This window comes from Bradyrhizobium sp. CCBAU 53338, assembly GCF_015291665.1.
Taxonomy (GTDB): Bacteria; Pseudomonadota; Alphaproteobacteria; order Rhizobiales; family Xanthobacteraceae; genus Bradyrhizobium.
Genome location: NZ_CP030048.1, coordinates 5,381,460 through 5,404,755 on the forward strand (window position 1 = coordinate 5,381,460; position 23,296 = coordinate 5,404,755).

The following is a 23,296-nucleotide window of genomic DNA, read 5'->3' on the forward strand; positions in this document are numbered from 1 at the left end:
GGGCGGTTTTGCGAATAATTTCCGCGTTCTCCGCGCGGAACCGGTGCTAGAGTAACCGCGCCGGCCGGGACCACCCAGCGCATCACGGACAAGCAATGCAGGCTCTCTTTATCGGACAGACCTATATCGACGTCGTCTTCATCACCGACCACATGCCGACCGGCGACGAAAAGCACGTGGCAACGGACTATGCGGTTTCCTTCGGCGGCAATGCGGTCACGGCCGCGTTCTGCTGCGCCAAGCTCGGCATCGTGCCGGATCTGATCGCCACCGCGGCCAATGACTGGCTGGGCCGCATGTTCCAGGACATGTGCGCGAAATACGCGATCTCACTGCACGGGCGGAAGGTGAACCAGTCCTCGCTGTCCTTCATCATGCCGAAGGACGGCAAGCGCGCCATCGTCCGCTGCCGCGACGACGAGCACATCCATCCCTTCCCGATGCTCAATCTCGGCGGCTGCCGCGCGCTGCATGTCGACGGCCATCAGCCCGATGCGGCGATTCACTATGCAAAAGTCTGCCGCGAGGCCGGCATCCTGACCTCGCTCGACGGCGGCGGCCTGCGCACCAACACGCATGAGCTGCTGGAATACATCGACGTCGCCATCGTCGCCGAACGTCTCTGCGAGCAGATGGACCTGACGCCGGAGAAGATGCTCGACTACCTCAAGGGCCGCGGCTGCAAGATCGGCGGCGTCACCATGGGCGAGAAGGGCCTGCTCTGGTACGACGAAACCGGGACGGTGCAAGTGATGCCGGCGATGCCGATCCCGCGCGAGCGCGTGATCGACACCAACGGCGCGGGCGATGTCTTCCACGGCGCCTATGTCTATTCCTATCTGGCCCACCCGGGCAAAAGCTGGCGCGAGCATTTTGATTTCGCCCGGGCCGCCTCGACCTTCAAGATCCAGCGTCTCGGCAACGAGGCGGGTCTACCGACCCTTGTGGACATCGCCAAAGTCAGGCACGAGTTCGAAGTTCGAGTCTAAGCTTCGCAAGGGTGGGTCATGGGGCGCGTCTTCGTTGCCGGCAGCATCAACATGGATGTGGTGGCGACCGCCGATCGCCATCCAAAAGTCGGCGAGACCGTCGCAGGCCGCGAGGTGCTGTATTTCCCGGGCGGCAAGGGCGCAAACCAGGCTGTCGCGGCGTCCAGGCTCGGCGCGAAGACGACGCTGATCGGGCGGCTGGGCAGGGACGCGTTCGGGGCCGAGCTTCGGGCGTTTCTCGGCGCGCAGGGCGTCGATCTCGGCTCCGTGCGCGAGGCCAACACGCATAGCGGCACCGCGATCATCACGGTCGCGGCCTCCGACAACACCATCGTCGTCATTCCCGGCAGCAATGCGCTGGTCGGCGCGGACGACGTCGCGGACGTGCCGCTGACGAAGGGCGATGTCGCCGTCAGCCAGTTCGAGATCCCGCTGCCGACGATTGCGGCGTTCTTTCAACGGGCGCGCGCGGCCGGGGCGACGACGGTGCTCAATCCGGCTCCCGCGCAAAAGATGTCCGGTGAGCTGCTCGCACTGGTCGACATTCTCGTGCTGAACGAGACCGAGCTTGGTTTCCTCGCGGGCGCCGAACTCAGCGACGGCGACGAGGCCGCGAAGATCTTTGCGGTGGCGCGACAGCTTCAGGCGCGCGCGGACCAGACCATCTGCATCACGCTGGGCAAACGCGGCGTGCTCGCGCTCGCGGCCCGCGAGGAATTCGCCGTGCCCGGCCGCGCGGTGAAGGCGGTCGACACGACGGGCGCCGGCGATTGCTTCGTTGGCGCGCTCGCATCGCAACTCGCTGACGGCGTGCCTTTGCGCGCAGCCCTCGCCTTCGCCAACGCCGCCGCCTCGATCAGCGTGCAGCGCATGGGCGCAGGTCCCTCGATGCCGACGGCCGCGGAAGTGGCCGCAGTGCTCGGCGCCGGCTGATCAGGCCAGCGCGCTCTTCAGGTCGAAGCTTTCATCCGCGGCCTGCTCCGGCGTGATCGAGCGGTCCATCGCCTGCAAGCGGCGACCGAACATGTGATCGCCGGCGCGGTTGACGGACTCGATGCCGAGCAATCTATCGCCGTGATAGCAGAACGCCGAAAACGCCTTCCTGGCGGGATCGCCGCGCAGCACGACGCGGTCGTAGCCGGTGGTGAGGCCCGCGATCTGGAGCTTGTCGTCGCCCTGGTCGCTCCAGAACCAGGGATGGCCGTCATAGGCCTTCCTGTCGCCGGTCAGCCGCGCCGCGAGGCAGCGGGCGTGGTCGGTGGCGTTCTGCACGGACTCCAGCCGCAGCGAGCCGCCGAAGCGGGGGCTCGCGAACAGCGCGCAATCGCCGATCGCAGAGATGTCGGGATCGGCCGTCGACAGATACTCATCGACGATGATGCCGGCGGCAACGGGAAGCCCCGCCTCGGCCGCAAGCTCGATGTTCGGCAGCACGCCGACGCCGACCACGACGAGGTCGGCGGGCAGATGCCGTCCGTCGCTCAAGGAGACGCCGGTGACCTTGCCGTTCTCGGCCTCGATCGACGTTGCCTGCACGCCGAGGTGAATGCGGATGCCGGCCTCGCGGTGCCGGGCCTGGAAATATTCCGAGACCTCCGCCGTCACCGCGCGCGCCATCACGCGGGGGGCGAGCTCGAGCACGTCGACCTCGAGGCCCTTGATCCGCGCGGTGGCGGCGAATTCGAGGCCGATGAAGCCGGCGCCGATGATCACGGCGCGCGTCTTCGACGGCATGATTTGCCTGAGCGACTCGCTCTCGTCGAGGATGCGCAAATATTTCACGTCAGGCAGATTGGCGTTGGGCAGATCGAGCAGCCGGTTGCGCGCGCCGGTCGCCAGCACGAGATGGCCGTAGGGCAGCGTCTCGCCGGAGGCGAGCAGAACTTTTCGCGCCGCGCGATCGGTCGACACGGCGCGGCCCGAGATCAGCTCGATCTTCTGGTCCTGGTAGAATTTTTCGGGGCGGAACATCAGGCTCTCCGGCCCCGCCGAGCCCTTGATGTAGGCCTTGGACAGAGGCGGCCGCTGATAGGGCAGATGCGCCTCGTCGTTGATCAGGCAGATGCGATCCGCAAAACCCGCCTGCCGCAGGGATGCAGCGACCTGGTAGCCGCCATGGCCGGCACCGACAATGATGACAGGACCTTCCGTCATTGGACAGCCCATTTCCGCAAGACACGAGCATCACCCATGTCGTCTCCTCTCTCTGATCTGGCTTGGCTAGCCTAGGAGGAGCCGGCGCTCGTGTCCGTCCCTAAACGAAGGCAGCCCCATTTGAGCCGATCATTCCGCCGCGCGCAAGGGGCGGCACCTGGGGATTGTCTCCTCCGCCCTTCTGCGATTTAGTTGCAGCAACAGACCTCATGCCGGGGATTTTTCCGATGACAGCTCCCGTCTCCAAGCCCGACGACCCCGCGCTGCTGCGGATCGACGGCCCGATCGCGACCATCACGCTCAACCGCCCTGCCGCGTTCAACTCGATCAACCTTGCGATCGCGCAGAAGCTGGAACAGCTCGCGGCCCATATCGAGGGCGACGACGCCATCAAGGTGTTGGTGATCGAGGGCGAGGGCCGCGCGTTTTCGGCCGGCGGCGATCTGCAGACGATCGGTGCTGCGGCCGAGGCCAACAACGTGACGCCGGTCGTCGGCGAGCTGCTCAAGCACTATCATGCCTTCATCGAGATCATCAGGCGCATGCCGAAGATCTCGCTGTCGAGCGTGCACGGCTCTGCGGCCGGCGCCGGGATGGGCCTCGCCTTCGTCACCGACCTCTGCATCGCTGCCGATGATGCCAAGTTCACGCCGGCCTACGCCAAGATCGGCGTGTCGCCGGATGGCGGCTCGACGGTCGGGATCGTCGGCACGGTCGGCTCGCGCCGCGCGCTGCAGATCTTCCTGGCCGAGGACAATTTTACCGCGCAGCAGGCCCATGAATGGGGCCTCGTCGCCAAGACCGTTCCCGCGGCCGAATTGAAGGCGGCGACGCGGCAACTCGCCGAACGGCTGGCACAGAACCCGGCGGCTGCGATATCAGGCACCAAATCGCTGGTCTATGCGGCCGCGACGACGCCGGTGAAGCAGCAGCTCGATGCCGAGGAGCACAAGATCATCATGGCGATGAACACGGAGGAATTTCGTGTGGCCGTGAAGAAGTTCACGAGCAAGGGCAAGTGACATCTACTTCGGACAGATGTAGCCGGTGCCCGCCGGCGACTTGAAGCAGCCGACCGACTCCGGGAGCACCTTCTGCGGCAGCCACAGCACCACGCTGGGGAAATAGATCGCGAACGCGATGGTGGCGAAGAACACCACATAGATCGGCAGCGCCGCGCGCAGCGCTTTCGCAAAGCTGATGCCGACGAATTTCGAGGCCATCAGCAGCACCAAACCGTAAGGCGGCGTGATCAGCCCGAAGGCGAGCGTCGCGATCAGCACGACGCCCATGTGGACGCCGTTGATGTCGCCGGCTTCCGTCAGCGTGTTGACCAGCGGCATGAAGATGATGATGGTCGGCACCGGCTCGATGAAGTCGCCGACCACGGTGAACAGCAGCACCATCAGCAGCATGATCAGATGCGGATCGTGGCCCGCGATCGAGGTGATCATCTCGGCGATGTAGCTCGCGCCGCGCAGATAGGCGAGCATCCAGCCGAAGGCGTTTGCCGCGCCGATGGTGATCAGCGGCAGCGAGAAGATCAGGCCGGCCAAACAAAAGTCGTACGGGATCTTCCTGAAATGCCCGCGGTTGAGCGCGGGGATCACGACCAGGATGATCCAGACCACGGCGACGACGCCGGCCTCCGTCGGCGTGAACCAGCCGGTCAGGATGCCGCCCAGCAGGATCACGGGGATCATCAGCGGCAGGGCCGCGTCGCCGGCCGCGAACACGACCTGCCGCAGCGGCGCGCGCGGCTTGCGCAGACCGGATGGGCCGAAGAAATAGCAGTAGATCATCAGCCCGAAGCCGATCATCAGGCCCGGCACCACGCCCGCCATGAACAGGCCGGCGATCGAGACGTTGCCCACCGCGCCATAAACCACGGCCGTGATGCTCGGCGGCACCAGCGCCGCAATGGTCGAGGCGGACGCGATGATCGCGGCAATGAAGGCGGGCTCGTAACCCTCGCGCTTCATTGGGCCACCGAGCGCGCGGCTCATCACGGCGACGTCGGCCGTGGTCGAGCCCGACATTTCCGAGAAGAACATGCTGAAGACGACGACGACCTGCGACAGCCCGCCCCTGATATGCCCGACCAGCGACACCGAGAGGTTGGCTATTCGCACCACCACGTTGGCCGAGCTCATGAGCTCGCCGACCAGCAGGAAGAACGGGATCGCCAGCAGCGCCTCGGAATCGACGCCGTCGAAAATCTTCTGGATGATCGCGGCGAGCGAGACGTCGGACAGGACAGCGCCGATGAACACGCCGGCCATCAGCGAGAACGGCACGGGCACGCCGAGATAGCCGAACGAGAGGAAGCAGATCGACATCAACGCCAGGACGACAGGTGCGCTCACGGCTGCGCCCTCGCCTGCGTTTCGGTGGCGTCCTCGTCCGGAGCTTCGGGATGATCAAAGCCGTTGCGCAGGCCGTTGACGAGCTGCTCGATCGTGAACAGGCCGACCAGGATGCCGGACAATGGGATAATTGCGTAAAGCGAGGCGATCGGCGTGCCCGAGGGCAAACGAAAACTGCCGAAGCCGCGAAGATAGTTCTGGTAGCCATACCAGATCAGGCAGAAGGCGACGCCGAGCACGATGAGGCGGATGATGACCTCGACGATGACCCTGGGCGCGCCATGCATCGCCTCGGAAATCGCGGTGAGGTAGAGGTGATCGTTGCGCCGCGTCGCCACCGCGGTGCCGACGAAGATCGCGTAGATGAACAGCGTCGAGGTGACTTCCTGCAGCCACAGCCAGGGATGGCCGATGGTGCGGGTGACGATGTCGGCGGTCACCGACAACGAGAAGCCGAAGCACAGCACGCCGCAGAGGATCATGAGCGTCAGCTCGAGCCAGTCGAGCCAGCGCCATTTCAGATGGCGCTGGCGTCGCAATACGAGCTTGTCGGCGATGGGCATCCGTGTCGTCCCGGCGAAGGCCGGGACCCATAGCCCCAGGCCGTTATGATGAAAGCAAGCTGGCAGCCACCGTGCCCTAAGCACCGCTGCGGAATATGGGTCCCGGCTTTCGCCGGGACGACGCATGGGGGTAACGGAGACCGCGGCCTAGTTAATCGACCGGATCAAGTTCTTGATCTTCTCGGCATGCGGGCCGAGCTCCTTGGCGAGCTTGTCGAGATAGGGATCGGCGATCGCCGTGAAGCTTTTCTTGTCGACGTTGTCGACGATCTTGACCCCCATCTTCTTCAGCTTCTCGGCCGCGCTCCGCTCGAGGTCGAACGCCTTCGCCGGCTCCTTGGTGCTGATCTCGTTGGCCGCGGTCTGCACCCAGCCCTTCTGCTCGGCTGAGAGGCTCTGCCAGAGCTTGTCGGAGACGAACACCAGCGCGTTGTTGGCCTCGTGCTCGGTGATATTCAGCACCGGCGCGACCTCGTAGTGCTTGTTGACGAGGTAGACGTTGATGCTGTTCTCGGCGACGTCGACCACGCCTGTTTGCAACGACGTGTAGACGCTGCCGAACGGCATGTGCACGGTCTGGGCGCCATAGGCCGGGAACATGGTGTCCTCGGTCGCCGTCGCCTGCACGCGCACCTTCAGGCCCTTGATGTCGCCGACATTGTGGATCTCCTTCTTGGAGTACATGTGGCGCACGCCCTGCGAGCCCGTTCCGATGAGGTGCAAGCCCTGCGTGGTCTCCTCGATCATGGCCTTGAGCGCTTCGAACACGCGGGGATCGGCGAGCCCCTTGATCACGTGCTGCTCGTCGCGGAACAGATAGTGCAGCGACATCACGCCGGCCTGCGGCGAGATCGTCGCGGTGTTGGCCGAGGAGACGATGGAGAATTCGACGTCGCCGGATTTCACGAGCTGGAGCACCTGCGGCTCCTGGCCGAGTTGCGCGCCCGGATACTGGTCGATGATCATGGTGCCTTTGCTCAATTCCTTGAGCTTGTCGGCAAAGAGGTCGCCGGCGATGGAATAGCCGGTGTTGCGGGGCTGGTCATAGGCGAAGCGATAATGCTTCACCTCCTGTGCCCCGGCTCCCGTGACGAACAGAACGGCGGCCGCAGCCACCAGCCCACGCATGGATCGTGCAATCATCGTCTCCCCCTGTGTTTTATCGCCCGCCGCTTCTGCGGTCTGGGCGTGCGTTCAAGTCGTTAATCAGCCCTTCTCAGTCTTCTTCCCAGTCCTCTGCATGAAGTCGAAGTCGCAGCCCTCGTCGGCCTGCATGATGGTCTCGTTGAACAGCCAGGCATAGCCGCGGCGGGCTTCATCGGGCGCTGCGGCCGGCTTCACGGCCGCGCGCCGGCGTTCCAGCTCCGCGGCATCGACCAGCAGCTCGATGCTGCGCCTGGCCACATCCAGGCTGATCATGTCGCCGTTCTTGACCAGCGCCAGCGGCCCGCCGACGGCAGATTCCGGCGTGATGTGGAGCACGATGGTGCCGAACGCGGTGCCGCTCATGCGCGCATCCGAAATGCGCACCATGTCCTTGGTGCCGCCGCGCGCCAGCTTCTTCGGGATCGGCAGATAGCCGGCCTCGGGCATGCCAGGCGCGCCTTTGGGGCCGGCATTGCGCAGCACCAGCACGTCGTCGGCGGTGACGTCGAGCTCGGGATCGTCAACCCGCAAGGTCATGTCCTCGACGGATTCGAACACCACTGCGCGCCCGGTGTGCTTCAACAGCTTCGGGCTCGCCGCCGACTGCTTGATGACGGCGCCGCGCGGCGCGAGGTTGCCGTGCAGGACGGCAAGGCCGCCTTCCTTCTTGATCGGATTGTCGCGCGACCGGATCGCGTCCTGGCCGGGCACGTCTTCCGCATTGGCGACGACGTCGCGCAGCGTATGGCCGGAGATCGTCCTGGCGTCGAGATCGACGAGATCTCCGAGTTGCTTCAGCAGTTTCGGCACGCCGCCGGCGTGGTGGAAATGCTCCATGTAGTGCTCGCCCGACGGCTTGAGATCGACCAGAACAGGCACTTCCCGGCCGATCTGGTCGAAGACCTCGAGATCGAGCCGGTGCGGCGAGCGATGCGCCATCGCGGTCAGATGGATCAGGCCGTTGGTCGAGCCGCCGATCGCCTGCAACACGACTTGCGCATTCCTGAACGAGGCCGGCGTCAGGAATTCGCTCGGCTTCGGCCCCTTGGTCTTGGCCATCTCGGCGGCGACCCGGCCGCTCGCCTCGGCGAGACGGAAACGCTCGGCGTGCGGCGCCGGAATTGTCGCGCTCATCGGCAGCGACAGGCCCATGGCTTCGATCATGCAGGCCATGGTCGAGGCCGTACCCATCACCATGCAGGTGCCGACCGACGGCGCGAGGCGGCCGTTCACGGCTTCGATCTCGGCATCGTCGATGTCGCCGGCGCGGTACTTGCCCCACAACCTGCGGCAGTCCGTGCAGGCGCCGAGCACCTCGCCCTTGTGATGGCCGACCACCATGGGACCGACGGGAATGACCACGGTTGGCAGATCGGCGCTGATCGCCGCCATCACCTGCGCCGGCAAGGTCTTGTCGCAGCCACCGATCACGATCACCGAATCCATCGGCTGGGCCCGGATCATCTCCTCGGTATCCATCGCCATCAGGTTGCGCAGATACATCGAGGTCGGATGCGCAAAGCTCTCGGCGATCGAGATGGTCGGGAACACGAACGGCATCGCGCCCGACAGCATCACGCCGCGCTTGGCGGCTTCGATGATCTGGGGGACGTTGCCGTGGCAGGGATTGTAATCGCTATAGGTGTTGGTGATGCCGACGATCGGGCGCTCCAGCGCATCGTCGGAATAGCCCATCGCCTTGATGAACGCCTTGCGCAGGAACAGCGAGAAGCCGGCATCGCCGTAGCTCGTCAGACCCTTGCGCAAACCACTCGTCATCATACCGCTCCTTCTTGCTTCCCATTGTGCTACAGCCTGCCCCCTGATTGTCAATAAGATTGGGCCGGATTGGTGCGATTTCTGGTTCCTGGCACCGCCGGCAGACGCAATTATTGACAATCTGGCGCCGCCCTGCTCCACAGAGCGGACCGGCGAGGGACCGGAGGCCGAGGGCATGTCCGACATCCGCACCGCAGACGCCATGCCTGTCAGGCGCGACGATCCTGATGACGTCGTCGCGCGGCTGGAGGAGGACATCATCTTCGGCCGCCTGCCGCCGGGCGCGCGCCTGACCGAGGACGCGCTGATGTCGCGCTACGGCACCTCGCGCCATTTCGTGCGCCAGGCCTTGGTGGACGCCGAGCGCCGCGGCATCGTCCGCCGCGAGAAGAATGTCGGCGCCACCGTGCGGTTCTATTCGGCCGAGGAGGTCCGGCAAATCTACGAGGTCAGGGAGATGCTGACGCGGCAGGCCGCGCTGATGATCCCCCTGCCCGCGGCGCAAGGCCTGATCGACGAACTCACCGCGCTACAACGCGACTATTGCGCGAAGGCCGATGTCCGCGACCTGCGCGGCATCCACGAGGCCAACGACGCCTTCCACGTCGCGCTGTTCTCAGCCTGCGGCAATCCCTATCTGGTCCGCTCGCTCCAGGACTATATGAACCTGACGCTGCCGATGCGCGCCAAGAACCTCGCCGACCGCGAAGGGCTCGCGCAGTCGCGCCGCCAGCACGAGCTGATGATCCAGCTGCTGAAGGGACGCGACAGCTGGGCGCTGGCACAGCTCTGTGTGGATCACATGCAGTTCAGCAAAGAGGATTATCTGGCGAGGATTGCGGTCGAGGATCACTAGCGATCGCGCTCGCTGGACCGGAATATGTCCTCGCAAATCCTGCACGTCCGTGAGGTTGGCAAACAGGAAGAGGCCGAGCTCTTTGCTCGTCAGAAAGCAATGGACATGACCAGAACTGTGAGGGAGAACGCGACATCACGCCAATTTCAGGATGCCGTAAAATGGAATTTGATGATGTCATTCTCGGCCGGCGAAGCATTCGCGGTTACAAGCCCGACCCTGTCCCGCCGGAATTGATCAAGGAAATCCTGGCGCTCGCCATGCGCGCGCCATCGTCGATGAATACCCAGCCGTGGAATTTCTACGTCATCACCGGAGTGCCGCTGGATCGTATCCGTCAGGGCAACACCGAGCGCAATCTGGCGGGCGTGCCTCACTCGCGCGAATTTCGAACCGGCCAGGCATTCGAGGGCGTGCATCGCGAACGCCAGATTGGCGTTGCCAAGCAGCTGTTCAGCGCCATGGGAATCGCGCGGGATGACAAGCAGCAGCGGCAAGACTGGGTCCTGCGCGGCTTTCGCCAGTTCGACGCGCCGGTGTGCGTGATCATCACATATGATCGCGAGCTGGCCTCCAGCGACGATACGGCCTTCGACTGCGGCGCGGTGGCGACCGCGCTCGTCAACGCGGCCTGGTCGCGGGGGCTTGGCGCCGTGATCAACAGCCAGGGGATCATGCAATCCCCCGTCGTGCGCGAGCATGCCGGGATTGCGGATGATCAGGTGATCATGAAAAGCATCGCGCTCGGCTGGCCTGATCACAGCTTTCCAGCCAATGCCGTCGTTTCCGAGCGCAAGTCGGTCGATGAGGCCACGACGTTCGTTGGATTTGCGAGCGGAGCCTAGAAGCAGCCATAGCTCATGGGTGCAATCTCGTCATTCGTCCGCAGTTCGGGAGGCCTGGTCTAGAGGCCTGGCGACATTTTCGCGCGGGGGGTTTCGGGGCCCGCTCAGTAGCGTCGCAGCAGGCCGCGATCCACGCTGGCATCGCCATAGTCAGCGCAGGCCCTTTCCGGGTCCCTGATCAAATCCGCCCGGACGCGCTTGAACGTCTTGCCGGCCGCGTCGGAGACCTCGGGGCGAAATTTGCTGGGATCGTAGCTGTCGCCGTCGCGGGCCTTGATGGCCGCCGAATAGGCGTCGATGATCGCCATCGCCGCATTGGGGCTGCCGAGAAGCCGGGCGCCGAGTTGGACGCCGCCCGCACCATCGACCTCGTAGCCGACGCACCGCTGCTCGAGCACCACGGATGCGGTGACGAGCTGTTCGAGGAAAGTCGCCTCGGCGTCGCTGAGCGCCGCGGCCTGCGCGGGTGCAGACACGATCACCGCAAGCACCGCGACGACTGGCGGCGTGATTTTCAAGCGCGCCCCTGCCGACCCATGACCGTCCCGTACACGAAGAGGAGGATGATGGCTCCGACCACGCTCCCGATGAAGCCCGCGCCTTCGCCGAAATGATACCAACCAACGGCTTGCCCGAGCCAGGTCGCAACGAACGCGCCGACAATCCCCAGAATGGTCGTCAGGATGAACCCCTTGGGCTCGGACTTGTCGCCGGGCATGATGAACTTCGCGACCAGTCCTACGATAAATCCGATGAGGATCGTCCAAAGGATGCCCATATCCATCACTCCATTCGGTCGGTTTTGCACGTCGCGTCTCAGGGATTGCGTGTTCCGTTGAGGTAGAGCCACACGATCCCACCGCCACGTTGATCTAGATCAAATGGACCAGAGTGACTGAACCAAAAGCTGGAGTTGTTTTGGGCACTCCCCCGTCGACAAGCTGCGCAATGCGGATGCCTCGAAGCGGATCAATGCATGGCGATCATTGGCGAAATCATCCACACCACGACCTACCGCTATGCAAAGCCGGTGACATTCGGCACGCACCGGGCGATGTTCCTGCCGCGTCGCGGCGCCTCGACCCGACTGCTGCGCTGGTCCGCTCACACCAACCTGTCATCAAAAGTGCATTGGGTCACGGACTCCCGCTCCAATGCCGTCACGGTCATGGACATCCGCGAACCCGGCAGTGAGCTGACATTCACATTTAGGGTTCGCGGCGTCTATTTCGGCATCAAGGGCCTCGAGGCATTTCCGCTGGAGCTGCGCGCAGAGCAGGTCCCCGTGCAGTATACGCCGGACGAGTGGACCGACCTTTCCGGCTATTTGCGTCCGCACGCCGACGACAGCGACGGCAACCATGCGGCCTGGACCAAGAGCTTCGTGGCTGGCGATCAGGATCGGACCGCCGACGTGCTGCGCCGAATGCTCGGTATGTTTCGCAGCGAATTCAGCTATCGAGGCAGAGATGCCGAAGGCACGCAATCCCCCGGTGAGACCCTGCGCACGAAATCGGGCACCTGCCGGGATTTTGCCTGGCTGATGATCGAGACGCTGCGCCGGCTCGGCTTCGCGGCTCGCTTCGTCAGCGGCTATCTCTACGACGCCGCGCTTGACGGCGGCGCTGTGGGCATGACCGGCTCCGGCGCGACCCATGCATGGGTGCAGGTGTTCCTGCCCGGCGCAGGCTGGCTGGATTACGATCCGACCAACAGCTTGAGCGCTGGCTTCGACCTGATCCCGGTGGCAATTGCGCGGCATCCGGCACAGGCGGTGCCGTTGGCCGGCTCGTGGTTCGGCGATCCCGGCGACTATCTGGGCATGTCAATCAATGTCGCCGTTCGCAAGATCGGCGAAACGCTCGATCCCTCGGAAGGATAGGGAAACGCGCACGGCAATCATGGCGTCATACCGCGACAACACAAGGGGACATGGGCCGCTCGATGTCATCGTCGTCCCATTTGATGCGTTGAAGACGAGGATTCGACAACTCTATGAGGGCGACACGCTGGGCTGCATCAAATTCCGATACGCCCTGCTCGTGCTCGACATCATCACGGTTCTGTTCATCATCGCGACGTCGTTTCTACCGCGGACCAAGACGATCGAGTCGCTCGATGTCGTGTTCGGCGTCCTGATCCTGGCGGACTTCGCCGCGCGGATGATCATCAGCCGACAGCCGCTGCGTGACCTCGCGCGTCTTTCGACCTGGACCGACATCGTCGTCATCATCTCGTTCCTTGCGCCCTTGGCCGGAGAGGCCGGCGGCTTCCTGCGCGCATTCCGGACATTGCGGCTGCTGCGCGACTATCAGATGGTGGCACGGCTGCGGGTCGATAGCGCCTTCTTTCGAAAAAATGAGGAGGTCGTCTTTGCGGTCGCCAATCTCGGCGTGTTTGTTTTCGTGATGACAGGGGTCGTCTACGAGACCCAGAAGTCTCACAATCCGCAAATCACCAATTATGCCGACGCGCTCTACTTCACGATCACCGCGCTGACCACGACCGGCTTCGGCGATATCACCTTGCCCGGCACTGTGGGACGCCTAATCACCGTCGTCATCATGATCTTCGGCGTGACTCTGTTCCTCAATCTCGCCAAAGCCCTGCTCGCGCCCTCCAAGGTGCGCTTCCCCTGCCCGGTGTGCGGTCTCCAGCGCCATGACGTGGACGCCGTGCATTGCAAGGCGTGCGGAACGATATTGAACATTCCCGACGAGGGGATGGACTAGATGCCGCTGCGCGTGCCTCCGGAAGTCTCCCTCGCCCGATCCGGGCGAGGGAGCGCAGCGTGCGTTATCGCTTATTCCAATCGATGATCCGGCTCTCATCGCCGTCGAACTCGTTGCTGCAGAAGGCGCCGCCCTGGAAGTGATCGCCGACCGGATCGGGCTTCAGCTTGGCCTGCTCGGCCATGGCGTGCGCGACGTGATCCTCGGAGCGGCCGATCGGGCGATAGCCGAACTCGTAGGCGCGGTGGTTGTCCCACCAGGCGCGCTCGTTCAGCGACACGCCGTAGAAGATCTCGAAATGAATGTCGGGATGCTCCAGCCCGATCCGGCAGAGTTGCACCAGGTCTTCCGGCATCAGCCACATGGCGATACGGCGATGGTCGAGCGGGCGCTCGTCGCAATTGCCGATGCGGATGCAGGTGACCTTCAGCCCGTGCTTGTCGGCATAGAGCGCGCCGACAGCTTCGCCGAACACCTTGCTGACGCCGTAGCGGCCGTCCGGGCGCACGGTGACGTCGGTGTCGATCCTGCGGTGGCGCGGATAGAAGCCGACCGTGTGGTTCGACGAGGCGAACACCACGCGCTTGACGCCCTTGCGATACGCCGCCTCGAACAGATTGTAGCCACCGATGATGTTGGCCTGGAGAATGTCGTTCCAGGGGCCCTCGACCGAATAGCCGCCGAAATGGATGATGCCGTCGACGCCCTCGCAAATCGCCTCGCACTGTGCGAGGTCCGACAGGTCCGCCGCCTTGAACTGCTCGTTGGGCCCGAGATCCTTCGGCGCGCGGATGTCGCTGAGCAGGAGGTCCGGATAGATCGGCGGCAGCAATTTGCGCAGGCGCGTTCCGATCCCGCCCGAAGCTCCCGTCATCAAGATGCGCGGCATGTCTTTCCTCGTCTTTGGTGACCGATTTGCCGTCACGTGTCTCTAATGATAGCAGGATTGTCCAGAGGGAACGAAACGAGAGAACCGGCATGAATGAGGCATCGTCCCACAATCAGGAGCGGTCAGGCTGGCGGCCGGCGAGCTACTATCCCGATCCGGCCATTCACGCGCTCGATCCCCGCTTCGAGAAATACTGGTTGAAACTCTCGGCGGTGGAACGGCTGGCGACCGGCCTGCGTTGGGCCGAGGGTCCGGTGTGGTTCGGCGACGGGCGCTATCTGCTTTGCAGCGATATCCCGAACCAGCGCATCATCAAGTGGGAGGAAGAGACCGGCGCGGTCTCGAACTTCCGTAAGCCCTCCAATTTCGCCAATGGCAACACCAGGGATCGCCAGGGCCGCTTGGTGACTTGCGAGCACGGCGGCCGTCGCGTGACCCGCACGGAGCATGACGGCGAGATCACCGTGCTGATGGATCAATTCAATGGCAAGCGGCTGAACTCGCCGAACGATGTCGTTGTTAAATCGGACGGCTCGATCTGGTTCACCGATCCGATCTTCGGCATCCTCGGCAATTACGAGGGCTACAAGTCCGAGCCCGAGATCAACATGAACGTCTACAGGCTCGACCCCGAGACCCGCAAGGCCACCGTCGTGGCCGAGGGGGTGCTCGGGCCGAACGGGCTCGCCTTCTCACCGGACGAGAAAATCCTCTACCTCATCGAGTCCCGCGGCGTGCCGACCCGCAAAATTCTCGCCTATGACGTCTCGCCTTCCGGCGACAAGCTTTCGAACAAGCGCGTCTTCGTCGATGCCGGCCCCGGCACGCCGGACGGTTTCCGCGTCGACATCGACGGCAATCTCTGGTGCGGCTGGGGCATGGGCGATCCCGAGCTCGACGGCGTCGTGGTGTTCGCACCCGACGGCGTCATGATCGGCCGCATCGCGCTGCCCGAGCGCTGCGCCAATCTCTGCTTCGGCGGCGTCAAGCGCAACCGCCTGTTCATGGCGGCGAGCCAGTCGATCTACGCGCTGTATGTGAATACGCAGGGCGCGGTGGGGGGATAGGCACGCGACCTGAGCCTCGCGCGCAAGGATCAAACGAAAAACGCCGGAGCGGTTTCCCGCCCCGGCGTCATTCTGTTTGCGCTCTACCGCTTACGCTGCGTTGAAGCCGGCCACCGCCTTCACTTCGAGGAAGTCCTCGAGGCCGTACTTGCCCCACTCGCGGCCGTTGCCCGACTGCTTGTAGCCACCGAACGGCGCGGTGCGGTCGTTGGGCACGCCCTGGAGGTTGACGTTGCCGGCGCGGATCTGGCGACCGACGCGCTTGGCGTCCTCGACCGACGCGCCGGAGACGTAACCAGCGAGGCCATAGGGCGTGTCGTTGGCGATGTGCACGGCGTCGGCTTCGTCCTTGGCGCCGAGGATGGTCAGCACCGGTCCGAAGATTTCTTCGCGGGCGATCGTCATCTCGGGGGTGACGTCGGCGAAGATGGTCGGACGGACATAGAAGCCTTTATTGACGCCTTCGGGCAGGCCCGGGCCGCCGGCGACGAGCGTTGCGCCCTCGTCGATGCCCTTCTTGATCAGCGCCTGGATCTTGTCCCACTGGCCGCGGTTGACCACGGGGCCGATCGTCGTGCCTTCCCCGCGCGGATCGCCCGCCTTGGTCTTGTCGGCGACGGCCTTCGCGATCGCGGCGACTTCCTTCATCTTCGACAGCGGCACGATCATGCGCGAAGGCGCGTTGCAGGACTGGCCGGAGTTGTTGAACATGTGCATCACGCCGCCGGTCACCGCCTTGGTGAGGTCTGCACCTTCGAGGATGACGTTGGGCGACTTGCCACCCAGCTCCTGGCTGACGCGCTTCACGGTCGGCGCCGCGCGCTTGGCGACGTCGATGCCGGCGCGGGTCGAGCCGGTGAAGGAGATCATGTCGATGTCGGGGTGCTCGCTCATGGCGGCGCCGACCTCGGGGCCGAGGCCGTTGACGAGGTTGAACACGCCCTTCGGCACGCCGGCTTCATGGAGGATTTCCGCAAAAATCAAAGCCGAGGTCGGGGTGAACTCGCTGGGCTTCAGGATCATGGTGCAGCCGGCCGCGAGCGCGGGTGCGACCTTGCAGGCGATCTGGTTGAGCGGCCAGTTCCAGGGCGTGATCATGCCGACCACGCCGATCGGCTCGCGCAGCACCATGGCGGTGCCGACCGGCTCCTCGAAATGATAGTTCTTGAGCACATCGAGCGTGGTCATGAGATGGCCAAGGCCGGCGCCGGCCTGGAGCTTTTCCGCCATCGGCAGCGGCGCGCCCATCTCGTCGGAAACGGCGGCGCCGATCTCCTTGAGACGGCCTTTGTAGATCTCGATCACCTTGGTGAGCAGCGCGACGCGCTCTTCACGGCTGGTCTGGGAGAAAGTCGCGAAGGCACGCTTGGCGGCGGCAACCGCCTTGTCCACATCGGCCTTGGATCCGAGCGCAACCTCGTACATCGCCTCTTCCGTCGCGGGGTTCACCACGGCGGTGGACTTCTTGACGGCGGGATCGACCCAGGCGCCGTCGATGTAGAATTGCATGCGATTGACCATCGTTAACCTCTTCTTGGGGGCTTGGAGGGGGCGTTTCGGCAGGCATCCTTGCACGAAAGCGCCAGCAATTGAACCCGCCATATGCGGGGCCAGCGTTGCGGCGGACGGAGGTTATATGAGCCGATGGCGGGAACGTGGCAAGGCTCCCTCGGATGTCATTCCGGACGCGCCCCTTTGGCGCGGGCCCGGAATCCATACTCCCGATCGTGGTTATGGATTCCGGGCCCGACGCTACGCGTCGCCCCGGAACGACGAGGAGGTTACTTCCACTACACAGCCATCTTCCGATGCAGCACCGGCGCACCGGCGGTGAGACTTTCCGCCGCATCGATGATCGCATTGGCGTCGATGCCGTAGTGGCGGTAGAGGTCGGCGATGGTGCCGGTCTGGCCGAACTGCTCGACGCCAAGCGCCTCGACGCGGTGGCCACGAACGCTGCCGAGCCAGCCGAGCGCGGAGGGATGGCCGTCGATCACGGTCACGATGCCGCAGTCGCGCGGCAGCGGCGCCAGCAGTTTCTCGATGTGGCTGAGATGCTGCACGCCGCGCCTGTCGCGCCGCAATTTCCGTGCGGCGGTCCATCCCGCATGCAGGCGATCGGCCGAGGTAATCGCGAGCAGGCCGATGTCGCGCCTGTTCTCACCGATGAAGCCGGTCGCCTCGATCGCTTCCGGCGCAACCGCGCCGGTATAGGCGATCACGAGTTCGGCATTGGGGCCGGGCTTGCGCAGCCAATAGGCGCCGTCGGTGATGCCCTGTTGCAGCTCCGGCGTCATGATGCGTTGAGCCTGCTCGATCGACCGCGTCGAGAGCCGCAAGTACACCGAACCGCCCTCGCCCGGATCGCGCTGCATGTGCTCGAAGCCCCATCCCATGATCACGGCGAGCTCGTCGACGAAAGCAGGCTCGAACGAGGCGAGCCCGTCCTGCGCCATCCCGATCAGTGGTGTTGCGATCGACTGGTGCGCGCCCCCTTCGGGCGCGAGCGTGATGCCTGACGGCGTCGCCGCCACCATGAAGCGCGCATCCTGGTAGCAGGCGTAGTTCAGCGCATCGAGGCCGCGCTCGATGAAGGGATCGTAGAGCGTGCCGACCGGCAAGAGGCGCGCGCCGTTGATCTGGTGCGACAGGCCGAGCGCCGAGAGCATGATGAACAGGTTCATCTCGGCAATGCCGAGCTCGAGATGCTGGCCCTTCGGCGAGAACTCCCAGTTGAAGGTGGACGGAATTTTCTCGCTGCGGAATAAGTCCGCTTTCTCGCCGCGCGCGAACAGGCCGCGCCGGTTCACCCACGGGCCGAGATTGGTCGAAACCGTGACGTCGGGCGACGTCGTGACGATGCGTTTTGCCAGTTCGCTGTCGCCGCGCGCGATCTCGTTCAGCACGAGGCCGAAGCCCTGCTGCGTGGACATCTGCGGCGACGGCTTGAACGCGAGTTGGGCGGGCACCTCGACGACGGGCGCAGTCAGCCGGCGGCCATCCCGGTTGAACGGCACGCCCGCCAGGAAGGCATCGAGCTCGGCGGCGTCTTGCGTCAGGCCTTCATACTTGTCCCATTCATGGCCGGGGCGGATGTTCTGGCTCTCGCGATATTTCTCCATCTGCGCGACCGTCATCAGGCCGGCATGGTTGTCCTTGTGGCCCTGGAACGGCAGGCCGACGCCCTTGATGGTGTAGGCGATGAAGCAGACCGGGCGGTCATGGTCGATGGACTCGAACGCCTCGACCATGCTCGCCATGTCGTGGCCGCCGAGATTCGACATCAGCGCGAGCAGTTCCTCGTCGCTGCGCTTGTCGATCAATTTCGTGATCGGGCCCTGGTCGCCGATCTCGTCATGCAGATGCTTGCGGAAGGCGGCGCCGCCCTGGAAGCACAGCGCGGCGTAGAGCGCGTTCGGGCAATTGTCGATCCAGCGTTTCAGCGCCTCGCCGCCGGACTCGGCAAAAGCCTCGCGCATCAGGCGGCCGTATTTCACGATGACGACGTCCCAGCCGAAATTGCGGAACATCGTCTCGAACTTTTCCCATAGCCCTTCGCGCACGACGGCGTCGAGCGATTGCCTGTTGTAGTCGACCACCCACCAGGTGTTGCGCAGGCCGTGCTTCCACCCCTCCGCGAGGGCCTCGAAAATGTTGCCCTCGTCCATCTCGGCATCGCCGACGAGGGCGATCATCCGCCCCTCGCGGCGATCCTTCATCCAGCCATGCGCCTTGACGTAGTCCTGCACCAGCGAGGCGAACAACGTCTGCGCCACGCCGAGGCCGACCGAACCGGTCGAGAAATCGATATCGTCGACATCCTTGGTGCGCGAGGGATAGGACTGCGCGCCCTTGAAGCCGCGAAAGTTCTCCAGCTTCTCGCGGCTCTGCCGGCCGAACAGATACTGGATGGCGTGAAACACCGGGCTCGCATGCGGCTTCACCGCGACGCGATCCTCCGGGCGCAGCACATGGAAATACAGCGCCGACATGATGGTCGCGAGCGAGGCTGACGAAGCCTGGTGGCCGCCGACCTTGAGGCCGTCGGTGTTGGGGCGGATGTGGTTGGCGTGATGGATGGTCCATGACGACAGCCACAGCGCCTTGCGGGCCAGTGCAGTCAGCGTGTCGAGGCGGGCGGAATCAACGGGCATGGCAATGTGCTCCCGGAAAACAGGTTGCGACGATGATACGCCTGCAGCGGGCGCCAAACTTCTCAATTTTTTGCGCCATACCCCCGAATATTGGGATACTTTACCAAGACAGAACGCTAGAAGCAGGTTTCATCCCAATGCCCGAGCTCGACGCCATCGACCGCAAGATTCTCAGCCACCTCCAGACCGACAGCCGGCTGACCATGCAGGAACTCGCCGACAAGGTCGGGCTCTCGGTCTCGCCCTGCCATCGCCGGGTGAAACTGCTCGAGGAGCGCGGCGTGATCTCGCGCTACATCGCCACCGTTGACCAGAAGGCGCTGGGTCTGCATGTCAGCGTCTTCATCTCGATCAAGCTGGCGCGGCAGAAGGAGGAGGACCTCAACCGCTTCGCCCGTGCCATCTCGAAATGGGACGAGGTGCTGGAGTGCTATCTGATGACCGGCAACCGCGACTATCTGCTCCGCGTCGTCGTCGCCGACCTCGCCTCCTACGAGACCTTCCTGAAGACCAAGCTGACGCGGCTCGACGGCATCGCCTCGATCGAGTCCAGTTTTGCGCTCAGCCAGGTCAAATATTCGATCGCGCTGCCGGTGTGACGGCCTCACCGCCACGGCTGCACGATGATCTTGGTGTGCGCCTCGGGATTGGCGAGATCGGCGAACGCCTTGGCGACGCCGTCGATGCCCACTTCCGCCGTCACCATCGCTGCGGCATCCACCTGCCCTTCGGCGATCAGGCGCAGCGACGCTGCAAACTCATCCGGCGTGTAGCCGAGCACGTACTGGACGTTGAGCTCCTTCATGATGCCGAGCATGGGCTCGTTTTTGTCGCTCTCCATGCAGACGCCGACCACGACGACCTTCGCATCGCGCGGCGCGCCCTCGAACACCTGCTGCAGCAGACCGGGCACGCCGACGCATTCGAAGATGATTGCCGGCTTCAGCGCCGGCAGCATGGCCTGGAACGGCGGTCGCGCCGCCTTCTCCGCCTCCGACATCTGCGCGTGCTCGGCCCAGGTTGCGTAGGGCTGCGACACCTTGGGATCGACGACGATGTCGGCGCCGAGCTTGGTGGCGAGCGCGCGGCGCGCCGGCGAATAGTCGGCCGCGACGATCGGATGCAGGCCCTTGATCCTGAGCGCGGCGATCACGGCGAGCCCGACCGGGCCGCATCCAATCACGAGCGGCACCTCACCTCCACGGATGTCGGCTTTTTCGACCGCGTGAACGCCGACGGCGAGCGGCTCGGTCAGCGCGGCGTGTTCGGGCGCAAGGCCGTTCGGCACTTCCAGCAGCAGCGGCTCACTGAGCAGCATCTGTTCCGCATAGCCACCGACGAAGTCGTTGGAGTAGCCGATGCCCTTGATGCCCTCGGGCGTCAGCAGCGCCGGCAGCGAGCACACATGCGTGCCAGGCTTGAGCTTGCGTACAGTGCCGGGGCCGTAGTCGACAATCTCGCAGCAGAACTCGTGGCCGAACACGACGTCGCGCGACAGATCCATCGCCGGTCGCCCGGTCTTCTTCGCCATTTCCACCATTCGTGGGGCATGCTGGCGCGCGTGCAGATCGGAACCGCAGATGCCGCAGACGAGCGTCTTGACCAGTACCTGGCCGGGGCCGGGCTTCGGCTCGGCCATATGACCGACGACAATCTCACCGTTCCTGAAAATCGCAGCGCGCATCCGGCTCCTCCCCATTCGTTGGAACCGTTGATAGCACGAAGCGGGATGCGTGGACTTGCGTCAGGGGTTCGGAGAACGCGCTGCCTGCACCAGAAGCTGGGCGCGGCGGACGCGCTCGCGATGGGCGATGTAGAGACCGCTGGCGACGATGAAGGCCGCGCCCGTGACGGTCCAGATGTCGGGTACTTCACCGAACAGGAAGAAGCCCAGGATGCTGACCCACAGCAATTGCGTGTAGGAGAACGGGGCCAGCACCGAGGCATCGCCGTAGCGATAGGCGAGCACGATGATCCACTGGCCGATGGTGGAGGCAAGGCCGATCACGATGCCGAGGCCGATGCCGGTCCAGGTCGGCGTCACCCAGACGAACGGCACCATGATGCTGAGGATCGCAACGCCGGTCAGCGCCGAATACGCCATCGTGGTGAGCACGGCCTCGCGGCCGCTCATCAGGCGCGTCATGATCAGCGCGGCAGCCCAGCAGAACGCCGAGACGATCGGGAAGAACGCGGCAGCGTGGAACGCGCTCGAACCGGGCCGCAGGATGATCATCACACCCACGAGGCCGACCGCTGTCGCGATCCAGCGGCGCATGCCCACCTTCTCGCTCAGGAAGATGATCGAGAGCGCGGTGACGAACAGCGGCGAGACGAAGCCGGTGGCGGAGGCTTCCGCGATGGGAAGGAAACGCAGGCCCGTGATGAAGAACAGCGAGGATCCCAGCAGCGCGACGCCACGCATCAATTGCAGCCCGAGACGCTCGGTGCGCATCGCGTGCAGCGGCGAGCCCGGCAGCATCACCGGGGTGAACATCAGCGCGAAGGTGACGAAGCGGATCCAGGTGATCTCGATCGACGGCAGGCTGGTCGAAAGATATTTCGCGGTGACGTCGGAGCAGCCGAGAAACACCGTCGACAGCAGCACCAGCGCGATGCCTTTGAAGGGATGATCGACGCGCGCAGGCGCGCGGCGAGCCTCCTGCTTCTTCTGAGGCATGGGCATGGGAATACTGTCGAGCCTTGCGGCTGCGGCGGGCGGCGGTGTCACTGTGGGAACCCGGCAAGAATGCGATTCGAGAACCGCCCATAAAAACGACAAATGCGCCGCTTTCACAACTTCCGAAAACAGGATGCCGATATGCGCTCAGGTCCGCGCGCGTCAATACTCCATTAATAATAGGAGTTTGTGCGCTACAGCATGGGCAGGCCGCGCGGCTTCGGACCGCGCGGAAACACCGCATCCAGCGCCGAAATCTCCTCCTTCGTCAGCACGAGATCGCCCGCGGCCGCATTTTCGCCGGCATGATCCGCGGACGAAGCCTTCGGGATCGCGAACACCGTAGTCGCACGGGTGAGGAAGCTCAGCGCGACCTGACGCGGCGTCGCACGACGCGCCTCCGCGATGCGCGCGAGCACGGCGCCGCCCTTGCTGCGTTCATCGGGGAAATCATCGTGCCCGAACGGCGAGTAGGCCACGACCGCAACACCGTGCCGCTCGCACCACGGGATCACCGCATGCTCGATCGCGCGCTCCTTGAGATGATAGAGCACTTGATTGCAGACGATCTTGCCTTGGCCCGAGACCTCCAGCATTTCGTCGAGATCGTCGGCGTCGAAATTGGAGACGCCCCACGATTTGATCTTGCCTGATGTCACCAGCTCCTCGAACGCGGCGACGGTGTCTTCGAGATCATAGGAGCCGCGCCAGTGCAGCAGATAGCAATCGAGGCTGTCGGTCTTCAGCCGCTTGAGCGAGCGTTCGCAAGCGGTGATGGTGCCGCGCCGCGAGGCATTGCTCGGCAGCACCTTCGAGACCAGAAAGACCTCGTCGCGGCGACCGGCGATCGCATCGGCGATAACGAGCTCGGCATCGCCATACATCTCGGCGGTGTCGATATGGGTCATGCCGAGATCGAGCCCGCGCTGAAGCGCCGCGATCGCGCGCTTGCGATCGCCGTGGTCGAGATACCAGGTGCCCTGCCCGATGACGGAGACGTTGGCGCCGGTCCTGCCGAAGGATTTCGTGTTCATGTTCGCTCCGAAGCCGCTCTTCGAGTGAGGCAAACTGCCATC

22 protein-coding genes are annotated in these 23,296 nt (G+C 64.4%); 9 read left to right on the forward strand and 13 right to left on the reverse strand.

Annotation, left to right across the window (positions count from 1 at the left end; translation table 11 throughout):
- The first annotated feature begins 95 nt into the window (after positions 1–95).
- Together XH90_RS25265 and XH90_RS25270 are read left to right on the forward strand one after the other, a co-directional pair.
- Positions 96–989 carry a sugar kinase gene (locus XH90_RS25265; RefSeq protein WP_194477022.1) on the forward strand — a complete coding sequence of 298 codons (894 nt, stop codon included), beginning with the start codon at positions 96–98 and terminating at the stop codon, positions 987–989.
- Positions 990–1,007: 18 nt separating this feature from the next.
- The gene (locus tag XH90_RS25270; protein ID WP_194477023.1) at positions 1,008–1,922 is read left to right on the forward strand and encodes a ribokinase; all 915 of its coding nucleotides are present in this window, start codon (positions 1,008–1,010) and stop codon (positions 1,920–1,922) included.
- Here the strand turns inward: XH90_RS25270 and XH90_RS25275 are convergent, their stop codons facing one another.
- A complete protein-coding gene (locus XH90_RS25275; RefSeq protein ID WP_194477024.1) occupies positions 1,923–3,143 on the reverse strand; it encodes an NAD(P)/FAD-dependent oxidoreductase in 1,221 nt (406 codons plus the stop codon).
- A gap of 227 nt (positions 3,144–3,370) precedes the next feature.
- Between XH90_RS25275 and XH90_RS25280 the strand changes: the two genes are divergently transcribed.
- Positions 3,371–4,165 (forward strand): enoyl-CoA hydratase/isomerase family protein, encoded by a 795-nt coding sequence (locus XH90_RS25280; RefSeq protein ID WP_194477025.1) that lies wholly within the window; start codon positions 3,371–3,373, stop codon positions 4,163–4,165.
- 3 nt (positions 4,166–4,168) lie between these two features.
- Here XH90_RS25280 and XH90_RS25285 read toward each other — a convergent pair whose 3' ends face one another.
- The 4 genes from XH90_RS25285 to XH90_RS25300 all read right to left on the reverse strand — a co-directional run bounded on the left by XH90_RS25285 (position 4,169) and on the right by XH90_RS25300 (position 8,997).
- Positions 4,169–5,509, reverse strand: a complete 1,341-nt coding sequence (locus XH90_RS25285; protein WP_194477026.1) for a TRAP transporter large permease — start codon at positions 5,507–5,509, stop codon at positions 4,169–4,171.
- Positions 5,506–6,072: a TRAP transporter small permease gene (locus tag XH90_RS25290; RefSeq protein ID WP_194477027.1), complete on the reverse strand. Its 567-nt coding sequence runs from the start codon at positions 6,070–6,072 to the stop codon at positions 5,506–5,508. The genes XH90_RS25285 and XH90_RS25290 overlap by 4 nt, the downstream gene beginning before the upstream one ends.
- A 147-nt stretch (positions 6,073–6,219) precedes the next feature.
- A complete protein-coding gene (locus tag XH90_RS25295; RefSeq protein ID WP_194477028.1) occupies positions 6,220–7,215 on the reverse strand; it encodes a TRAP transporter substrate-binding protein in 996 nt (331 codons plus the stop codon).
- Positions 7,216–7,278: 63 nt separating this feature from the next.
- Positions 7,279–8,997: an IlvD/Edd family dehydratase gene (locus XH90_RS25300; RefSeq protein WP_194477029.1), complete on the reverse strand. Its 1,719-nt coding sequence runs from the start codon at positions 8,995–8,997 to the stop codon at positions 7,279–7,281.
- Between the two features lie 175 nt (positions 8,998–9,172).
- Between XH90_RS25300 and XH90_RS25305 the strand changes: the two genes are divergently transcribed.
- On the forward strand, positions 9,173–9,853 hold the full coding sequence (locus XH90_RS25305; protein ID WP_194477030.1) for a GntR family transcriptional regulator: 681 nt from the start codon (positions 9,173–9,175) through the stop codon (positions 9,851–9,853).
- Between the two features lie 161 nt (positions 9,854–10,014).
- Entirely contained in the window at positions 10,015–10,698 is a 684-nt protein-coding gene (locus XH90_RS25310) for a nitroreductase (RefSeq protein ID WP_194477031.1), read from the forward strand.
- Between the two features lie 104 nt (positions 10,699–10,802).
- On the opposite strand, the gene XH90_RS25315 is transcribed toward XH90_RS25310, so the two are convergent.
- Entirely contained in the window at positions 10,803–11,216 is a 414-nt protein-coding gene (locus XH90_RS25315; protein ID WP_194477032.1) for a hypothetical protein, read from the reverse strand.
- The gene (locus tag XH90_RS25320; RefSeq protein ID WP_194482801.1) at positions 11,213–11,476 is read right to left on the reverse strand and encodes a GlsB/YeaQ/YmgE family stress response membrane protein; all 264 of its coding nucleotides are present in this window, start codon (positions 11,474–11,476) and stop codon (positions 11,213–11,215) included. The genes XH90_RS25315 and XH90_RS25320 overlap by 4 nt, the downstream gene beginning before the upstream one ends.
- Before the next feature lie 198 nt (positions 11,477–11,674).
- Between XH90_RS25320 and XH90_RS25325 the strand changes: the two genes are divergently transcribed.
- The gene (locus XH90_RS25325; RefSeq protein WP_194477033.1) at positions 11,675–12,580 is read left to right on the forward strand and encodes a transglutaminase family protein; all 906 of its coding nucleotides are present in this window, start codon (positions 11,675–11,677) and stop codon (positions 12,578–12,580) included.
- 19 nt (positions 12,581–12,599) lie between these two features.
- Positions 12,600–13,430 (forward strand): ion transporter, encoded by an 831-nt coding sequence (locus XH90_RS25330; protein ID WP_194477034.1) that lies wholly within the window; start codon positions 12,600–12,602, stop codon positions 13,428–13,430.
- Between the two features lie 64 nt (positions 13,431–13,494).
- Here the strand turns inward: XH90_RS25330 and XH90_RS25335 are convergent, their stop codons facing one another.
- On the reverse strand, positions 13,495–14,319 hold the full coding sequence (locus XH90_RS25335; RefSeq protein WP_194477035.1) for an NAD(P)-dependent oxidoreductase: 825 nt from the start codon (positions 14,317–14,319) through the stop codon (positions 13,495–13,497).
- Between the two features lie 89 nt (positions 14,320–14,408).
- On the opposite strand from XH90_RS25335, the gene XH90_RS25340 reads away from it, so the two are divergent.
- A complete protein-coding gene (locus XH90_RS25340; RefSeq protein ID WP_194477036.1) occupies positions 14,409–15,386 on the forward strand; it encodes an SMP-30/gluconolactonase/LRE family protein in 978 nt (325 codons plus the stop codon).
- A gap of 90 nt (positions 15,387–15,476) precedes the next feature.
- Here XH90_RS25340 and XH90_RS25345 read toward each other — a convergent pair whose 3' ends face one another.
- Complete coding sequence (locus XH90_RS25345) at positions 15,477–16,907, reverse strand: aldehyde dehydrogenase family protein (protein ID WP_194477037.1); 1,431 nt, start codon at positions 16,905–16,907, stop codon at positions 15,477–15,479.
- A gap of 269 nt (positions 16,908–17,176) precedes the next feature.
- Positions 17,177–19,540, reverse strand: a complete 2,364-nt coding sequence (locus XH90_RS25350) for a transketolase (RefSeq protein WP_194477038.1) — start codon at positions 19,538–19,540, stop codon at positions 17,177–17,179.
- Positions 19,541–19,677: 137 nt separating this feature from the next.
- On the opposite strand from XH90_RS25350, the gene XH90_RS25355 reads away from it, so the two are divergent.
- On the forward strand, positions 19,678–20,139 hold the full coding sequence (locus XH90_RS25355; protein WP_194477039.1) for an Lrp/AsnC family transcriptional regulator: 462 nt from the start codon (positions 19,678–19,680) through the stop codon (positions 20,137–20,139).
- Positions 20,140–20,144: 5 nt separating this feature from the next.
- Here the strand turns inward: XH90_RS25355 and XH90_RS25360 are convergent, their stop codons facing one another.
- From XH90_RS25360 to XH90_RS25370, 3 genes are all read right to left on the reverse strand, one after another.
- The gene (locus tag XH90_RS25360) at positions 20,145–21,224 is read right to left on the reverse strand and encodes a zinc-binding dehydrogenase (protein ID WP_194477040.1); all 1,080 of its coding nucleotides are present in this window, start codon (positions 21,222–21,224) and stop codon (positions 20,145–20,147) included.
- Positions 21,225–21,284: 60 nt separating this feature from the next.
- Positions 21,285–22,226 carry a DMT family transporter gene (locus XH90_RS25365; protein WP_194477041.1) on the reverse strand — a complete coding sequence of 314 codons (942 nt, stop codon included), beginning with the start codon at positions 22,224–22,226 and terminating at the stop codon, positions 21,285–21,287.
- Between the two features lie 188 nt (positions 22,227–22,414).
- The gene (locus tag XH90_RS25370; protein ID WP_194477042.1) at positions 22,415–23,254 is read right to left on the reverse strand and encodes an aldo/keto reductase; all 840 of its coding nucleotides are present in this window, start codon (positions 23,252–23,254) and stop codon (positions 22,415–22,417) included.
- Positions 23,255–23,296 lie beyond the last annotated feature (42 nt).

Coding starts and splice junctions, on each gene's coding strand:
- XH90_RS25265 (WP_194477022.1), top strand. CDS start 96: ATGCAGGCTCTCTTTATCGGACAGACCTATATCGACGTCGTCTTCATC.
- XH90_RS25270 (WP_194477023.1), top strand. CDS start 1,008: ATGGGGCGCGTCTTCGTTGCCGGCAGCATCAACATGGATGTGGTGGCG.
- XH90_RS25275 (WP_194477024.1), bottom strand. CDS start 3,143: ATGACGGAAGGTCCTGTCATCATTGTCGGTGCCGGCCATGGCGGCTAC.
- XH90_RS25280 (WP_194477025.1), top strand. CDS start 3,371: ATGACAGCTCCCGTCTCCAAGCCCGACGACCCCGCGCTGCTGCGGATC.
- XH90_RS25290 (WP_194477027.1), bottom strand. CDS start 6,072: ATGCCCATCGCCGACAAGCTCGTATTGCGACGCCAGCGCCATCTGAAA.
- XH90_RS25295 (WP_194477028.1), bottom strand. CDS start 7,215: ATGATTGCACGATCCATGCGTGGGCTGGTGGCTGCGGCCGCCGTTCTG.
- XH90_RS25300 (WP_194477029.1), bottom strand. CDS start 8,997: ATGACGAGTGGTTTGCGCAAGGGTCTGACGAGCTACGGCGATGCCGGC.
- XH90_RS25305 (WP_194477030.1), top strand. CDS start 9,173: ATGTCCGACATCCGCACCGCAGACGCCATGCCTGTCAGGCGCGACGAT.
- XH90_RS25310 (WP_194477031.1), top strand. CDS start 10,015: ATGGAATTTGATGATGTCATTCTCGGCCGGCGAAGCATTCGCGGTTAC.
- XH90_RS25320 (WP_194482801.1), bottom strand. CDS start 11,476: ATGGGCATCCTTTGGACGATCCTCATCGGATTTATCGTAGGACTGGTC.
- XH90_RS25325 (WP_194477033.1), top strand. CDS start 11,675: ATGGCGATCATTGGCGAAATCATCCACACCACGACCTACCGCTATGCA.
- XH90_RS25330 (WP_194477034.1), top strand. CDS start 12,600: ATGGCGTCATACCGCGACAACACAAGGGGACATGGGCCGCTCGATGTC.
- XH90_RS25335 (WP_194477035.1), bottom strand. CDS start 14,319: ATGCCGCGCATCTTGATGACGGGAGCTTCGGGCGGGATCGGAACGCGC.
- XH90_RS25340 (WP_194477036.1), top strand. CDS start 14,409: ATGAATGAGGCATCGTCCCACAATCAGGAGCGGTCAGGCTGGCGGCCG.
- XH90_RS25345 (WP_194477037.1), bottom strand. CDS start 16,907: ATGGTCAATCGCATGCAATTCTACATCGACGGCGCCTGGGTCGATCCC.
- XH90_RS25350 (WP_194477038.1), bottom strand. CDS start 19,540: ATGCCCGTTGATTCCGCCCGCCTCGACACGCTGACTGCACTGGCCCGC.
- XH90_RS25355 (WP_194477039.1), top strand. CDS start 19,678: ATGCCCGAGCTCGACGCCATCGACCGCAAGATTCTCAGCCACCTCCAG.
- XH90_RS25360 (WP_194477040.1), bottom strand. CDS start 21,224: ATGCGCGCTGCGATTTTCAGGAACGGTGAGATTGTCGTCGGTCATATG.
- XH90_RS25365 (WP_194477041.1), bottom strand. CDS start 22,226: ATGCCCATGCCTCAGAAGAAGCAGGAGGCTCGCCGCGCGCCTGCGCGC.
- XH90_RS25370 (WP_194477042.1), bottom strand. CDS start 23,254: ATGAACACGAAATCCTTCGGCAGGACCGGCGCCAACGTCTCCGTCATC.